The following is a 13,450-nucleotide window of genomic DNA, read 5'->3' as shown; positions in this document are numbered from 1 at the left end:
CTCTCTGAGCGTTCAAAACAGGCGCAAATCCAGGGCCGGCCACTCGCTGGAACATCACCTCGCCAGCGTCTTCGAGGCGCACGGATTGAGGTTCGATCGGGGGGGAAGGACCGAAGGAAACAAGAAACCGGATTTCCTCTTTCCCGGGGCGGAAGCCTATCGCGACGCAGCTTTCGACCCCGACCGGCTGCTTCTCCTCGGCGCAAAGTCGACCTGCAAGGACCGCTGGCGACAGGTGCTTTCGGAGGGCGCCAAGGTCCCGAGTAAGCACTTGGTGACGCTGGAGCCCGGCATCTCGCTCAATCAGACCGATGAGATGCGATCCGCAGGGCTGCAACTCGTCGTTCCGGAGCCGATCCAGGATAGCTACCGCGCAGAGCAGCGGGAATGGCTGTTTACCCTCAGGGACTTCATCGAGCTGGCGAAACAGCGGGCCGCCTCCGCCCTCACCGCTTCCTGAACCGCCCCGCCTCGGCCTTCAGATTCGCGCCCCAGTCGGTCGTCGGATGGTCCGGCTCGGCCAGGAAGGGCAGCTGGCCCGCCACGCCGCGGGCGGCCAGGGCCAGCGGCAGGGCGAGCAGGGGCAGGATGCGCAGCGGCTTGCGCCGCTTGTCGGTGACGTCCCAGCCCTCGGCCTCGAAGGCCTCGACCAGGTCTGCGGGGCTGCGGCGATGCAGGTCGCGCAGGGCCTCGGGCCAGTCGGCGGGCAGGGGAGTCGCCTCGGCCTCGTCCAGCGTCAGGCCGAAGGCGGCGCGGGCGACCTCGTCGACCTCCGGGTGGGCGTGGGCCTCGTCCGGGTCGGCGAGGCGCGGCTTCATCAGCGCCTTCAGCTCCAGATCGTTGACGCCGGGCAGGTCGGCGAGGCGGCGCAGGGTCATGGTCAGGTCCCCGGCGCCGTCGCCGGCCGCTTCGCCTCGTCCAGCTTGACCCGCACCCGCTCGAAGGTCTCGGCCACCTCTCCGGTCGGGGCCCTGCCCATCAGGCTGACGCCGACGATGGCGAGGAAGCTGAGGATGAAGCCCGGGACCATCTCGTACAGCACCGTGGTCAGGGCCGCGCCCGAGGGCAGGACCGGGGCGAAGATCCAGAACAGCACCACGGCGGCGCCGACGATCATGCCGGCGAGGGCGCCGTTGCGCGTCATCCGCTTCCACGTCAGCGACAGGATGATCAGCGGCCCGAAGGCGGCGCCGAAGCCGGCCCAGGCGTTGGCCACCAGGCCGAGGACGTTGTTTTCGGGATCGTACGCCAGCCCGATGGCGGCGAGGGCCACGGCCAGCACGGCGATCCGGCCGACGAGGACGAGCTCCTTCTGCGACGCGCTGCGGCGCACGAACAGGCCGTAGAAGTCTTCGGTCAGGGAGGAGGACGACACCAGCAGCTGCGACGAGATGGTGCTCATGATCGCCGCGAGGATGGCGGCCAGCAGGAAGCCCGAGATCAGCGGGTCGAACAGCACGTCGGACAGGATGATGAAGATGGTCTCGGGGTCGGCGACCGACAGGCCGTTGGCGGTGGCGTAGGCCAGGCCGGTCAGGCCGGTGCCGAGGGCGCCCAGCAGGGAGACGATCATCCAGCTCATGCCGATGCGCCGCGCCGCCGGCACGTCCCTGACGGAGCGCAGGGCCATGAAGCGGACGATGATGTGCGGCTGGCCGAAATAGCCGAGACCCCACGCGAGGGCCGAGACGATGCCGATGGCGCTGGTCCCGGCCAGCAGGTCGAACCGGGCCGGGTCGACGGTGCGGATGATCTCCGCGGTCTCGGCCGGGCCGCCGACCTGGATCATGGCCACCACGGGGACGAGCACGAGCGCCAGGAACATGATGCAGCCCTGCACGAAGTCGGTCAGGCTGACCGCGAGGAAGCCCCCGAACAGGGTGTAGGCCAGCACCACCCCGGCGGTGATCCACAGGCCGAGGCCGTAGTCGAGGCCGAAGGCGCTGTCGAACAGCTTGCCCCCCGCCACCAGCCCGCTGGCGGTGTAGAGCGTGAAAAAGACGACGATGACGAGGGAGGAGATGACCCGCAGCATGTACGACCGGTCCGCGAACCGCTTGCCGAGATAGTCGGGGATGGTGATCGCGTCGCTGGCCACCTCGGTATAGACGCGCAGTCTGGGGGCCACGATCAGGTAGTTCAGATACGCCCCGACCACGAGGCCGAAGCCGATCCACGCCGCCGACAGGCCGCTCAGGAACATGGCCCCGGGCAGGCCCATCATCAGCCAGCCGCTCATGTCCGAGGCGCCCGCCGACAGCGCCGTCACCGCCGGCCCCAGCTGCCGCCCGCCCAGCATATAGCCGGACACGTCGCTGGTGGACTTCCTCCACGCATAGACCCCGATGCCGAGCATCAGGACGAAATAGAGGCCGATGGTGATGAGGGCGCCGGTTTCCATGCCGAAGGGGTAGCAGCGTTGCGCGGACGGGGTCCACCCCCGCCCCGGCTACTGCGGGGCGCCCATGAAGTCCCGCTTGCCCAGCGGCACGCCGGCCTGGCGCAGCAGGCCGTAGGCGGTGGTCAGGTGGAAGAAGAAGTTCGGCAGGGCGAAGCCGGTCACATAGGCCTGCCCCTTGAACGGCCACTCCCCGCCGGGAATTTCAGCACGACGTCGCGGTCTTCCTGCCCGTCGATCGCCTCGCGCGGGACCGAGGCGATGTAGTCTAGGGTGGCGGCGATGCGGGCTTTCAGCTCGGCCACCGTGGTCTCCGTGTCCTCGTGCACCGGGGCCTCGGCGCCGGACAGCCGGGCGACGCACAGCTTGGCCGAGTCGCAGGCGATCTGAACCTGTTTCGACAGCGGGTGCATGTCCTCGATCAGCCGGTTCGACAGCATCGCCTCGGCCCCCGCCTCTCCGGCATGGGCGACGGCCTTGTCGAGCAGGCCCGACAGCGCCTTCAGCGCGCGGGTGAAGACCGGGACGGTGAGGTCGTAGAGTTCGGTGGCCATGGCGGTCTCTCCCCGGACATTCGAAAACCGGGTTCTAGCTTGGCCTTACGGGAAGGTCACCACCGTGCGCACGGCCTCTCCATCGGCCAGGGCGTCGAAGGCCGCGTTGATGTCCGCCAGCGGAATGGTCCCGGTCAGCAGCCGATCCACCGGCAGCCGTCCCTCGCGGAACAGGGCCACATAGCGGGGGATGTCGCGGCTGGGCACGCAGGTGCCGATGTACGACCCCTTCAGCGTCCGCTCCTCGGCCACCAGCTGCACCACATTGACTGCCAGCGCGGCCTCGGGCGGCGGCAGGCCGGCGGTGACCGTGGTCCCGCCGCGCCGCGTCATCCGCCACGCCGCCTCCAGCGCCCGCACGCTGCCGGCCATCTCGAAGACGAAGTCGGCCCCGCCCCCGGTCAGGGCCCGGACCTGATCCACGGCGTCGGCGTCGCCGGCGTTGACGGTGCGCACGGGCCCCAGGGACCGGGCGAGGGCCAGCTTGTCCTCGCTCAGATCCACGGCCACCACCGGCGACGCCCCGCTGGCCAGCGCCCCGAGCACCGACGACAGCCCGACTCCGCCGAGGCCGACCACCACGACGCTCTGCCCCGCCCGGACCCCGGCCGTATTCACCACTGCGCCGACCCCGGTCAGCACCGCGCAGCCGAACAGCGCCGCCTGTTCGAACGGCAGGTCCGCATCGATCTTCACCAGCGACCGGCGCGACACCACGGCGTGACTCGCAAACGCCGAACAGCCGAGGTGATGATGCAGGTCTCCGGACCCGTCGTGCAGGCGCACCCCGCCGCCCAGCAGCTCGCCCTTGCCGTTGGCCGCGGCCCCCGGTTCGCACAGGGCCGGCCGCCCTCCGGCGCAGGGATCGCAGTGGCCGCAGCTGGGCATGAAGACCATGACCACGTGATCGCCGACGGCCAGGTCGCCAACGTCGGGCCCCAAGGCCTCGACCACCCCGGCCGCCTCATGCCCCAGGGCCATCGGCATCGGCCGCGGCCGGTCGCCGTTGATGACGCTGAGGTCCGAATGGCACAGGCCGGCGGCCTTGATGGCGACCAGCACCTCGCCCGCGCCGGGCGGATCGAGCGCCACCGTCTCCAGCGACAGGGGCCGGCTGTCGGCATAGGGGCGGGCGGCGCCCATGGCTCTGAGGACGGCGGCGATGGTCTTCATGTGAGGGACGCTAGGCGCTTGACGCCGCGTCCGCCAAGCCCAAGGCTGATCGATGAAGCGCGCACCAGACGCGCTCAAGCAGCGAGCTTCGTCATTCCCGCGAAATCGGGAACGCGTCGCGAGCGATAGCGCCACATTAGGGGAGAACGTGCGTGACCGGGACGATCGAGCGAACCAAACGGACCGACTACCGCCGCTTCCAGGCCATCTCCACGCGGTGGATGGACAACGACGTCTACGGCCACGTCAACAATGTCGTCTACTACTCGTGGTTCGACACGGCGGTGAACCGGCTGCTGGTGGTCAACGGCCTGCTCGACATCCACCACGGCAAGGTCATCGGCCTGGTGGCGGAAACCGGCTGCCGCTATTTCTCGCCGACCGCCTTCCCCGACGAGATCCAGGCCGGCGTCCGCGTCGCCCACGTCGGAACGTCATCGGTCCGCTACGAGATCGGCCTGTTCCGCAACAACGAGGAAGAGGCGGCCGCCGTCGGCCATTTCGTCCACGTCTATGTCGACCGCGACACCAAGCGGCCGGTGCCGGTTGACGACAGGATGCGGGGGTTTCTGGAGTCGCTGCGCGCCTGACGGCCGGCCCCCGATCCGACATCACCATTGCCGCGAAGTAACTACCCCCTTCGTCCCCAACTGTGCAGCTTGCCGCCATTCCTCGAACGGAGATGAATGATGCGGCGTGCGGCGATGATGACGGCCGGTATCCTGGCGGCCCTGGCGAGCGGCCCTGTCTCGGCGCAGTCCCGGACAGGGCCGGAAATTCCGCTCTCGGACTATCTGGGCATCCTCCACACGGTGGAGGCGACGGTGGCCGGTCAGACCGGGACCTTCCTGTTCGACACCGGCGGCGGCGTCAGCGTGGTGACCGTCGAGTTCGCCGAGCGGATCGGCTGCACGCCCTGGGGCAACGTGTCCGGATTCCGCCTGTCGGGCGAACGTCTCGACGGACCGCGCTGCGACGACGTCGTCTTCGATCTCGGGGACGGCGTCAGCCTCACTTCCCCGGCGGCCGGGGTGTTCGACCTCAAGGCCATGCTCCCGCCCGAGGGGCCGGTCGACGGCATCCTGTCGCTGGACGCCTTCGCCGACCAGCCGTTCACCCTCGATCTCGCCGCGCGCCGGATCGTTCTCGAGACGCCGGACAGCCTGGCCGCGCGGATCGACGGCGCGGTGGAGGTGCCGGTGCATTTCGCCCGCCAGGCCGGCGGCTACAGCCTCACGGTGCTTGCCCTGGTCCAGACGGACGCCGGCGATCTGTGGCTGCAACTGGACTCAGGCGGGGTGCCGCCGCTGCTGCTGGCCCCGCACGCGGCGGCGGCGATGGGCGTTCCGGAGACCGGGCCGGCTCAACCCTTCCGACTGGGCCTCGGCGCGGGCGACCGGCGCGCGACCGTCGAGGCGGATCCGACGATTCGGCCGAACATGATCATCGACGGCAACATCGGCGAGCCGACCATGGCCCGGATGCTGCTGACCTTCGACCTGGCCAAGCAGAAGCTGTGGGTGCGCCCCCGCCCGCAGGTCTAGTCGTCCAGCCGCCCCATCAGCGCCAAGGCGCCGACGGCGGTCAGCACCCCCAGCGCGAAGGCGCCGATGATGGCGCCGGTGGCCACGGCGGCGGGCACGGTGACGGGGCGGGCCTCGTACCATTCGACGATGTCGGCCTCGTCGAGGTCGTCGTCGGCATACAGTTCGGCGTCGTAGAAGGCGTCCTGGGCGGTCATGTCGGGCTCCGGCGGGGTCTGACCGGAAATGCCCGGCGAGGTCGGCGGTTCCTGTCCCGTGACAGCCGCCGTCGCATCGGCTAGACGGCGCGCCGACGAACCGCGACCGCGCTCAAGCAGCGAGCGACCGTGTCGCGAGCGATAGCGCACTCAAGAGATCCTCATGGCCGGCCATTCCAAATTCAAGAACATCATGCACCGCAAGGGCCGCGCCGATGCGCAGCGGTCCAAGCTGTTCTCCAAGCTCTCACGCGACATCACCGTCGCCGCCAAGTCGGGCATGCCCGACCCGGCCATGAACCCGCGCCTGCGTCTGGCGGTGAACAACGCCAAGGCCGAAAGCCTGCCCAAGGACGTCATCCAGCGGGCGATCAACAAGGCCTCGTCCGGCGACGCCGACACGATGGAAGAGATCCGCTACGAGGGTCGCGGCCCCGGCGGCGTCGGCATCATCGTCGAGGCCCTGACCGACAACCGCAATCGCGCCGGCTCGAACATCCGCGCCGCCTTCTCCAAGAACGGCGGGGCCCTGGGCGAGATGAACTCGGTCGCCTTCATGTGGGACCGGGTCGGTCAGATCATCTATCCGGCCGAGGCCGGCACCGAGGACCAGGTCATGGAGGCCGCCATCGAGGCCGGCGCCGACGACGTCGAGAGCGATCTGGTCAAGCCTGACATCTACGAGGACGCCCCGGGCCACACCATCTGGACGAAGTTCGAGGACCTCAACGAGGTCGCCGACGCCATGTCGAAAGTGCTGGGCGACCCGAAATCGACGGCGCTGGTGTGGAAACCGCAGTCGGAAGTCCCCGTCACCGGCGAGGCGGTCGGCACGCTGATGAAGCTGCTGGATGCGCTGGACGCCGAGGACGATGTGCAGAACGTCTATTCGAACGAGGACATCTCGGACGAGGACCTGGCGAAATACGCGGGCTAGATGGCCACCGGCGGGCCAGAGACATCGGGCGGGCGGCCCGGACGCGGTCTTGACGCCGCGGTCTGGGCGCTGGTCATCGCGGCCCTGATCGGCCTCGCGGCGGCCATCGCCTGGTATCTGTCCAACGCCGCCTTCACCTTCCCCGAGATCGCCTTCGAGGACGATTCCGTCGACCTGGAGGTCCTGATCCCGGTCGCGCCCGCCCCGGAACCGCCGGCCGGGGATCTCCCGCCCTCCGGGGAGCCCGCCGCGACCCGCGACCCGGACCTCCCGGGAGTGACCCTGCCCAAATGGACCCGTCTCCCCGCGCCGCTGTTCCCGGCGCTGGCCCAGAGCCGCGGCATCGAGCGGGGCGAGGTTCAGCTGGTCTGCGAGGCGCTCGCCTCCGGAGAGCTCGGCGCCTGCGAGGTGCTGCGCGAAAGCCCGTCCGGCGCCGGCTTCGCCGAGGCCGCCCTGGACGCGGCCCGCGACGCGCGCGTCGAGCCCTACAGCATCGACGGTTTCAGGACGGACAGCAGGATCGCCTACACCGTTCATTTCAGGATGGCGCCGGAGCCCTGACGCCCGGTTCAGGCGAAGCTGCGCAGCTCGTCGGTGACCCAGCCGTCCGGATTGCGCAGCGGACGGCCCGGCCGGCGCAACCGGATGACTCCGTGCAGGGCGTCGGTCAGGTCCAGCAGCTGATCTTCCGACAGCTCGACGGCGGCGCGCAGCACCTCGGCCCGGAGCTGGTCGTAGGCCTCGGCTGACAGGCGGCGTTCGATGGAGCGACCCATGAGCGGGCCTCCGGCAAGCTGCGGCCGGTCTCTGGCCGCGGCGGAAATAACCCGGTGGCGAACGTACGGTTCCCGACACCGGCGCTCCCGACCGGGGCGCGGGGCAGGAACCCTCGCCTCGGCCCCGCCGTTGCCGGGCATGGACCTGAGCGACCTTCCCGATTTCGCCCTGCCGCTGCTCGCCGCCATGCTCGCCGGCGGTCTGATCGGCTTCGAGCGTGAATGGCGCGGCCGGTCGGCGGGCTTTCGCACCCACATCCTCGTCTGTCTGGCGTCTGCCCTTCTGATGGAGGCGGCCGTGTCCCAGGGCTCATGGCGATTCGACGCCCTGGCCGGAACGGCCATCGTCGCCGATCCGACGCGGATGGCGCACGGCGTGCTGACCGGCATCGGCTTCCTTTGCGCGGGCGTGATCTTCCGCTCCGGCTTCTCGATCCACGGCCTGACCACAGCCGCCTCGCTGTGGATCACGGCGGCCATCGGCCTGCTGTTCGGGGCCGGACTGTTCTGGCTCGCGGCGACCGGAACGGTGCTGACCATGCTCATCCTCGCCGCGCTGAGGCTGGTCAGCCGACGGCTGCCGCAGCATGCCGTCGTCGACGCCGAGGTGGTGTGGCGGCGGGAGGACCCGGCCGCCGAAGATGCGGTCGAGGCCGCCCTCGGCGACATCGGCTGGTCGCCCGGCGGCGACCGGCACGAACTGGTCGACGGCGGCGGGTCCGTCCGACGGACCTTCCGGCTCAAGGCCGTGGGCCACGACGGCCTCAAGGCGCTGGCGGCCCGGCTCCGGGCCGTCGAGGGCGTGACCGGCTACCGGCTCGACCCGCGGGAGGACTGAGGACCGCTTGCCCGGGCCGCGGGGACGGGCCTAGGCTGTCGGGTCGTCAGTTTGCGGAGCGTGTCTTGATAAACTGGGATCTGGTCTGGCCGGTGCTCGCGGCCATGACGGCGGGCGGGCTGATCGGTGTCGAGCGGACCCATCACGGGCATCCGGCGGGGTTCCGGACCCACATCCTCGTCTGCCTGACCAGCTGTCTGCTGATGCTCGCGGCCATGAACCAGTCGACCTGGTCCTTCGTCCCCCTGCCGGACCAGACGGTGGTGATCGACCCGACCCGGATGTCGCACGGCCTGCTGACCGGCATCGGCTTCCTCTGCGCCGGGGTCATCTTCCGCGAGGGCTTTTCGGTGCACGGCATGACCACGGCGGCGTCGCTGTGGGTCACCTCGGCCATTGGCGTCCTGATCGGCGTCGGCATGCTGGACCTGGCGCTGATGGGCGCCGGCGCGACCCTGGCGGTGCTGGCCCTGCTGCGCCTGCTCGACGCCCGGCTGCCGCACATCGGCGCCATGGACGTGGTGTTGCGCTGGGAACAGGGCGCGGCGCCCAGCGAGACAGCCCTGCGCGAGCTGCTGCGCGCCCGGGGCTTGAGGGCGGTGCGGATCGGCCATGTGGTGAGTCCCGACCGTCTGATCCACGAGCACCAGCTGAAGGTGAAGGGGCCGATGCCGATCGACGCCGACGGACTGGTCTCACAGCTGGGCGCCCAGACGGGCCTGGCCGGCTTCTCGGTCCTGCCCCGCGACGAATAGACGGCCGCCGGCGACTTGAACCGCCGGCCCCGCGGCCCAATCTCCCGGGTCTCCCCGGACTCAGGAAGGACCGCCATGCAAGGCTTTGTCGCCGATATCGAAAAGCTCACCGTCGAGAACACCGACTTCCGGCGCGTGCTCTACACCGGCAAATACCTCCAGCTGGTGCTGATGACCCTTCAGCCGGGCGACGAGATCGGGGCCGAGGTCCACGAGGATCGCGACCAGTTCTTCCGCATCGAGAGCGGCTCGGGCGAGGTGCTGATCGACGGCAAGCGCACGCCGGTCAAGGACGACGACGCCATCATCGTTCCCGCCGGCGCCCGGCACAACGTCGTCAACACCGGCGACGCCCCGCTGATGCTTTACACCCTCTACGGCCCGCCCGAGCACCGCGACGGCGTGGTCCACAAGACCAAGGCCGAGGCCGACGCCCACGAAGAGCATTTCGACGGCAAGACCACCGAATAGGGTCGCGCGCACGCCGGTCATTGTCCGCTAACCCTCTTTGGGGCATGACTGGAACGAATGACGAACGAAGCGACTCGGATTCTCGGTCTCGACCCCGGCCTGCGCCGCACCGGATGGGGCGTGGTGGCGGCCGAGGGCTCGCGCCTGCGCTGGATCGCCCACGGCGTCGTGGCTCCGCCCGAGACCGCCCCCTTCAGCGAGCGACTGTTGCATCTGCTTGAGGCGGTCGGCGCGGTCTGCGCCGAATACGACTGTGACGAGGCGGCGATCGAGGAGGTCTTCGTCAACATGAACCCGGCCTCGACCCTCAAGCTCGGCCACGCCCGCGCCGCCGTCATGCTGGCCCCGGCCCGGCATGGCCTCAGCGTCGCCGAATATTCGCCCAACCTGATCAAGAAGGCGGTGGTCGGGGCCGGTCACGCCGACAAGACCCAGATCGCCTTCATGGTGAAGCGCCTCCTGCCCACCGCCGGCGACGTGAAGGCCGACGCCGCCGACGCTCTCGCCGTCGCCATCACCCACGCCCAGCTGCGCAAGCGGGCCCTGCTGGCGGGCGCCGCATGATCGGCCGGCTCAGAGGCGTGCTGGCCGAGGTCGAGCCTGACCACTGCCTGATCGACTGCGCCGGCGTCGGCTATGTGGTCTTCTGCGGCGCCCGCACCCTGCAGCGCCTGCCCGCCCCGGGAGACGAGACGACCCTGCAGATCGAATCCACCTTCAACGCCGAGAGCGGCCCGCGTCTCTACGGCTTCCTGTCGCGCGACGAGCGCCGGGCCTTCCTGACCCTCAACGGCATCCAGGGCGTCGGCCCCAAGGCCGCCCTGTCGGTGCTCGACGTCCTGCCCCCCGGCGAGTTGGCGGCGGCGGTGGCGCGCGAGGACAAGGCGGCGGTGGCCCGCGCCAACGGCGTCGGCCCCAAACTGGCCCTGCGCATCGTCACCGAACTGAAGGGCAAGCCGCTCGGCGAGGTCTCCTTCACCCCCTCCGCCCCGGGCGTCCACGCCGAGGCCGCGCCCCCGGTCCCCAGCGTGACCGGCGAGGCCGTTTCGGCCCTGCTCGGCCTCGGCGTCGCCGAGGTCAACGCCCGCCGCGCCGTCGACCAGGCCCTGATCCGCCTCGGCGACGACGCCGACCTGTCGGCGGTGATCCGCGCCGCCCTGCAGGAGCTGGGGCGGTGATCACGATCTTCCAACCTGCGAAGCAGGTTCATCACAACGACCACAATGGATTCACGACGGACACGACGTGGCTTGCGCCAGGCTCGGACCCCGTTGTGGCCTTTGTGCCTTTCGTCGTGTCCGTTGTGATGAACCTTCCGATCCCCGGCTTTGCCGGGAAGGGCGGGTATGAGCATGACTGAGGACAGGCTGGTGGACCCGTCGCCCGCCCCCGGCGAAACCTACGACCGCGCCCTGCGGCCCCAGACCCTGTCCGAGTTCGTCGGCCAGGAGCAGGCCAAGGGCAATCTCAGGGTCTTCATCGAGGCCGCCCGCGGCCGCAACGAGGCGCTGGACCACGTCCTGCTGTTCGGCCCGCCGGGGCTGGGCAAGACCACCCTGGCCCAGATCGTCTCGCGCGAGCTCGGCGTCGGCTTTCGCGCCACCTCCGGCCCGATCCTCGCCAAGGCCGGCGACCTCGCCGCCATCCTGACCAATCTCGAACCGCGCGACGTCCTGTTCATCGACGAGATCCACCGCCTCGCCCCGGCGGTCGAGGAGATCCTCTATCCGGCCATGGAGGACCACGTCCTCGACCTGATCATCGGCGAAGGGCCCTCGGCCCGATCAGTGCGCATCGACCTGGCTCCCTTCACCCTCGTCGGCGCCACCACCCGCGCCGGCCTGCTGGCCACGCCCCTGCGCGACCGCTTCGGCATTCCGCTCAGGCTCGAATTCTACACCCCTGACGAACTGGTGAAGGTCATCATGGGCGCGGCCCGCAAGATGGGCGCCCCGATCGCCGAGGACGGCGCCCGCGAGATCGCCTCGCGCTCGCGCGGCACGCCCCGCGTCGCCGGCCGGCTGCTGCGCCGGGTGCGCGACTTCGCCAGCGCCGACGGCGCGACCTCCATCGACCGCCTCGCCGCCGCCCGCGCCCTCAGCCGGCTCGAGATCGACGAGGCCGGGCTCGACGCCAACGACCGCCGCTTCCTCAAGGCCCTGATCGAGAACTACGGCGGCGGCCCGGTCGGCATGGACACTCTCGCCGCCGCCATCGCCGAGGCCCGCGACGCGGTCGAGGACGTCATCGAGCCCTATCTGCTGCAGCAGGGCTTCATCCAGCGCACGCCCCGCGGCCGCATGGCCTGCGCCCGCGCCTACGCCCACCTCGGCCTCACCGAACCGCCGCGGACGCCGGAACAGGGCGGCCTGTTCGGGGGCAAGTGACCCTTCACGGCGCGGGCGAACCCCGTCATGCTCCGCCCCGAACGGAGGGGGCATGGCGCCACGCAAGGTCAGGGTCGAACGGTTGATCGCGGTGCTGGGCGCCGCGGTCTTGATCCTCGGCGTCCTGCTGCTCTGGCTCGTCACCCGCGACGGCGGCCTCGGCGGCGGCGAGCCCTCGGCCGCGGACCGCGCGCGCGCCCAGCTCAGCGAGCACATCGGCCCGGACGCCGTTGTCCGCTACACCGAGACCGGCCGGCGCCGGGCGATCTGCGGCTACGTCTCCGATCAGCAGGGCCGGCTGGTCGTCTTCATCTCGCGGCCCAACCGCATCCTGCTGGAGACCGATCCGCTGAAGGCCGAGTTCGACGAGATGCTGCGCGACGTCTGCCCCGGCTTCCTGACCCGCGCGCCCAACGTCGGGGGAGGGGCCCGCCGATGACCGACCGCCCCACCGCCGGCCGCTTCGAGGGCCGCGAGCACCGCCTGCCGGTCCGCGTCTATTACGAGGACACCGACTTCACCGGCCTGGTCTATCACGGCAACTACGTCCGCTATTTCGAGCGTGGCCGTTCGGACGCCCTGCGCCTGATGGGCATCGGCCACGCCGAGCTGCTGGATGGCGACCAGCCGATGGCCTTCGTCGTCTCGAAGATGTCGCTGACCTTCCTCAAGCCCGCCCGGATCGACGAGGAACTGGTCGTCCGCACCCGCTACGACGCCATCAAGGGGCCCCGGCTGCTGATCTCCCAGACCATCGCGCGCGGCGCCGACGATCTGTGCACGGCCGATGTCGAGGTGGTCTGCATCCACCTGGACGGCCGACCGCGCCGTCCGACGAAGGGTCTGGTGGAGAAAGTCGGGCCGTGGCTGACGGGCGAACCCTGATCACATTGCGAACCTGTCACGTGCAGTAAGGTGACGGTTGGGGCAGACCTCGCTAGATCGGGCTGAATCGCCACACATCCGCCACGCCCGTCCGATGCACAGGACGCACGGACGAAAGAGGACGACCGAATGACTCCCCCCGCCGAAGCCTCGATGATGCTGAACCCCGTGGCCCTGTTCCTGGCGGCCGATCCGGTCGTCAAGGCCGTCATGATCGGTCTGGTGGTCGCCTCGCTGTGGTCGTGGGCCGTGATCATCGACAAGGCCTTCAGGTTCGCCGCGATGAACCGTCAGGCCACGGCCTTCGAAAAGGCCGTCGGCTCGGGCCGTTCGCTGGAAGAGATCGCCGCCCAGGCCGGACCCGATCCCGCCCATCCGCTTCCGCGCATGCTGGTCATCGCCCTGGCCGACTGGCGCGAGGCGCGGACGCGCGGGCCGCTGACCGAGGGGCAGGGCAATATGCTGATGTCGCGCATCGACCGGGCGCTGGACAGTCTGATCGCCCGCGAAGGACAGCGCGTCGAGAACGGTCTGG

General features: G+C 70.2%; 20 protein-coding genes and 1 pseudogene. 15 read left to right on the top strand and 6 right to left on the bottom strand.

The features are described 5' to 3' along the window. Positions 1-460: type II restriction endonuclease (locus RDU12_RS05255; RefSeq protein ID WP_308684213.1), on the top strand; the 460-nt coding region annotated here is incomplete at its 5' end. Here RDU12_RS05255 and RDU12_RS05250 read toward each other — a convergent pair. From RDU12_RS05250 to RDU12_RS05235, 4 genes and pseudogenes are all read right to left on the bottom strand, one after another. Beyond that, the gene (locus tag RDU12_RS05250; protein WP_308684212.1) at positions 447-878 is read right to left on the bottom strand and encodes a hypothetical protein; all 432 of its coding nucleotides are present in this window, start codon (positions 876-878) and stop codon (positions 447-449) included. The two genes, RDU12_RS05255 and RDU12_RS05250, sit on opposite strands and share 14 nt — an antisense overlap. A gap of 2 nt (positions 879-880) precedes the next feature. Continuing rightward, the gene (gene putP, locus RDU12_RS05245) at positions 881-2,401 is read right to left on the bottom strand and encodes a sodium/proline symporter PutP (protein WP_300289800.1); all 1,521 of its coding nucleotides are present in this window, start codon (positions 2,399-2,401) and stop codon (positions 881-883) included. Between the two features lie 48 nt (positions 2,402-2,449). Then, a pseudogene (locus RDU12_RS05240) lies at positions 2,450-2,952 on the bottom strand (DUF1993 family protein). Positions 2,953-2,997: 45 nt separating this feature from the next. Then, positions 2,998-4,125, bottom strand: a complete 1,128-nt coding sequence (locus tag RDU12_RS05235; RefSeq protein WP_300289799.1) for a zinc-dependent alcohol dehydrogenase family protein — start codon at positions 4,123-4,125, stop codon at positions 2,998-3,000. Between the two features lie 152 nt (positions 4,126-4,277). Here RDU12_RS05235 and RDU12_RS05230 point away from each other — a divergent pair, with 152 nt between their 5' ends. Continuing rightward, positions 4,278-4,715 carry a thioesterase family protein gene (locus RDU12_RS05230; protein WP_300289798.1) on the top strand — a complete coding sequence of 146 codons (438 nt, stop codon included), beginning with the start codon at positions 4,278-4,280 and terminating at the stop codon, positions 4,713-4,715. Positions 4,716-4,829: 114 nt separating this feature from the next. Further along, the gene (locus RDU12_RS05225; RefSeq protein WP_308684211.1) at positions 4,830-5,669 is read left to right on the top strand and encodes an aspartyl protease family protein; all 840 of its coding nucleotides are present in this window, start codon (positions 4,830-4,832) and stop codon (positions 5,667-5,669) included. Here RDU12_RS05225 and RDU12_RS05220 read toward each other — a convergent pair. Then, the gene (locus RDU12_RS05220) at positions 5,666-5,866 is read right to left on the bottom strand and encodes a hypothetical protein (protein ID WP_300289796.1); all 201 of its coding nucleotides are present in this window, start codon (positions 5,864-5,866) and stop codon (positions 5,666-5,668) included. The genes RDU12_RS05225 and RDU12_RS05220 overlap by 4 nt on opposite strands. Before the next feature lie 163 nt (positions 5,867-6,029). Here RDU12_RS05220 and RDU12_RS05215 point away from each other — a divergent pair, with 163 nt between their 5' ends. Continuing rightward, complete coding sequence (locus tag RDU12_RS05215) at positions 6,030-6,803, top strand: YebC/PmpR family DNA-binding transcriptional regulator (RefSeq protein ID WP_300289795.1); 774 nt, start codon at positions 6,030-6,032, stop codon at positions 6,801-6,803. After that, positions 6,804-7,364, top strand: a complete 561-nt coding sequence (locus RDU12_RS05210; protein ID WP_300289793.1) for a TonB family protein — start codon at positions 6,804-6,806, stop codon at positions 7,362-7,364. A gap of 8 nt (positions 7,365-7,372) precedes the next feature. Here RDU12_RS05210 and RDU12_RS05205 read toward each other — a convergent pair whose 3' ends face one another. Beyond that, on the bottom strand, positions 7,373-7,579 hold the full coding sequence (locus RDU12_RS05205) for a hypothetical protein (protein WP_300289792.1): 207 nt from the start codon (positions 7,577-7,579) through the stop codon (positions 7,373-7,375). Between the two features lie 139 nt (positions 7,580-7,718). On the opposite strand from RDU12_RS05205, the gene RDU12_RS05200 reads away from it, so the two are divergent. From RDU12_RS05200 to RDU12_RS05155, 10 genes are all read left to right on the top strand, one after another. After that, positions 7,719-8,417, top strand: coding sequence for an MgtC/SapB family protein (locus tag RDU12_RS05200; protein WP_300289791.1), 699 nt, complete (start codon positions 7,719-7,721; stop codon positions 8,415-8,417). Positions 8,418-8,482: 65 nt separating this feature from the next. Next, complete coding sequence (locus RDU12_RS05195) at positions 8,483-9,172, top strand: MgtC/SapB family protein (RefSeq protein WP_300289790.1); 690 nt, start codon at positions 8,483-8,485, stop codon at positions 9,170-9,172. Between the two features lie 75 nt (positions 9,173-9,247). After that, the gene (locus RDU12_RS05190; protein WP_300289789.1) at positions 9,248-9,643 is read left to right on the top strand and encodes a cupin domain-containing protein; all 396 of its coding nucleotides are present in this window, start codon (positions 9,248-9,250) and stop codon (positions 9,641-9,643) included. A gap of 57 nt (positions 9,644-9,700) precedes the next feature. Further along, on the top strand, positions 9,701-10,207 hold the full coding sequence (ruvC, locus tag RDU12_RS05185; protein WP_300289788.1) for a crossover junction endodeoxyribonuclease RuvC: 507 nt from the start codon (positions 9,701-9,703) through the stop codon (positions 10,205-10,207). Beyond that, positions 10,204-10,821 (top strand): Holliday junction branch migration protein RuvA, encoded by a 618-nt coding sequence (gene ruvA, locus RDU12_RS05180; RefSeq protein ID WP_308684210.1) that lies wholly within the window; start codon positions 10,204-10,206, stop codon positions 10,819-10,821. Before ruvC ends, ruvA begins: the two co-directional genes overlap by 4 nt. Then, on the top strand, positions 10,818-11,003 hold the full coding sequence (locus tag RDU12_RS05175; protein ID WP_300293658.1) for a hypothetical protein: 186 nt from the start codon (positions 10,818-10,820) through the stop codon (positions 11,001-11,003). The genes ruvA and RDU12_RS05175 overlap by 4 nt, the downstream gene beginning before the upstream one ends. Beyond that, positions 10,996-12,030, top strand: coding sequence for a Holliday junction branch migration DNA helicase RuvB (gene ruvB / locus RDU12_RS05170; protein ID WP_308684214.1), 1,035 nt, complete (start codon positions 10,996-10,998; stop codon positions 12,028-12,030). The genes RDU12_RS05175 and ruvB overlap by 8 nt, the downstream gene beginning before the upstream one ends. A 52-nt stretch (positions 12,031-12,082) precedes the next feature. Then, complete coding sequence (locus RDU12_RS05165) at positions 12,083-12,469, top strand: hypothetical protein (protein WP_308684209.1); 387 nt, start codon at positions 12,083-12,085, stop codon at positions 12,467-12,469. Continuing rightward, positions 12,466-12,915 carry a YbgC/FadM family acyl-CoA thioesterase gene (locus RDU12_RS05160; protein WP_300293583.1) on the top strand — a complete coding sequence of 150 codons (450 nt, stop codon included), beginning with the start codon at positions 12,466-12,468 and terminating at the stop codon, positions 12,913-12,915. The genes RDU12_RS05165 and RDU12_RS05160 overlap by 4 nt, the downstream gene beginning before the upstream one ends. Positions 12,916-13,044: 129 nt before the next feature. Continuing rightward, positions 13,045-13,450 (top strand): MotA/TolQ/ExbB proton channel family protein (locus RDU12_RS05155; RefSeq protein WP_374990189.1); only part of this gene is annotated, 406 nt, incomplete at its 3' end.

It is taken from the genome of Brevundimonas sp. (assembly GCF_031082345.1).
Classification (GTDB): domain Bacteria; phylum Pseudomonadota; class Alphaproteobacteria; order Caulobacterales; family Caulobacteraceae; genus Brevundimonas.
The sequence above is the reverse complement of the archived record's forward strand: the minus strand, read 5'-3'. Positions and strand labels throughout refer to the sequence as shown.

What these genes read in the sequence shown, in the direction of transcription:
- RDU12_RS05250 (WP_308684212.1), bottom strand. Translation starts at nt 878, where the DNA reads ATGACCCTGCGCCGCCTCGCCGACCTGCCCGGCGTCAACGATCTGGAG.
- putP (WP_300289800.1), bottom strand. Translation starts at nt 2,401, where the DNA reads ATGGAAACCGGCGCCCTCATCACCATCGGCCTCTATTTCGTCCTGATG.
- RDU12_RS05235 (WP_300289799.1), bottom strand. Translation starts at nt 4,125, where the DNA reads ATGAAGACCATCGCCGCCGTCCTCAGAGCCATGGGCGCCGCCCGCCCC.
- RDU12_RS05225 (WP_308684211.1), top strand. Translation starts at nt 4,830, where the DNA reads ATGATGACGGCCGGTATCCTGGCGGCCCTGGCGAGCGGCCCTGTCTCG.
- RDU12_RS05220 (WP_300289796.1), bottom strand. Translation starts at nt 5,866, where the DNA reads ATGACCGCCCAGGACGCCTTCTACGACGCCGAACTGTATGCCGACGAC.
- RDU12_RS05215 (WP_300289795.1), top strand. Translation starts at nt 6,030, where the DNA reads ATGGCCGGCCATTCCAAATTCAAGAACATCATGCACCGCAAGGGCCGC.
- RDU12_RS05210 (WP_300289793.1), top strand. Translation starts at nt 6,804, where the DNA reads ATGGCCACCGGCGGGCCAGAGACATCGGGCGGGCGGCCCGGACGCGGT.
- RDU12_RS05205 (WP_300289792.1), bottom strand. Translation starts at nt 7,579, where the DNA reads ATGGGTCGCTCCATCGAACGCCGCCTGTCAGCCGAGGCCTACGACCAG.
- RDU12_RS05200 (WP_300289791.1), top strand. Translation starts at nt 7,719, where the DNA reads ATGGACCTGAGCGACCTTCCCGATTTCGCCCTGCCGCTGCTCGCCGCC.
- RDU12_RS05190 (WP_300289789.1), top strand. Translation starts at nt 9,248, where the DNA reads ATGCAAGGCTTTGTCGCCGATATCGAAAAGCTCACCGTCGAGAACACC.
- ruvC (WP_300289788.1), top strand. Translation starts at nt 9,701, where the DNA reads ATGACGAACGAAGCGACTCGGATTCTCGGTCTCGACCCCGGCCTGCGC.
- ruvA (WP_308684210.1), top strand. Translation starts at nt 10,204, where the DNA reads ATGATCGGCCGGCTCAGAGGCGTGCTGGCCGAGGTCGAGCCTGACCAC.
- ruvB (WP_308684214.1), top strand. Translation starts at nt 10,996, where the DNA reads ATGACTGAGGACAGGCTGGTGGACCCGTCGCCCGCCCCCGGCGAAACC.
- RDU12_RS05165 (WP_308684209.1), top strand. Translation starts at nt 12,083, where the DNA reads ATGGCGCCACGCAAGGTCAGGGTCGAACGGTTGATCGCGGTGCTGGGC.
- RDU12_RS05160 (WP_300293583.1), top strand. Translation starts at nt 12,466, where the DNA reads ATGACCGACCGCCCCACCGCCGGCCGCTTCGAGGGCCGCGAGCACCGC.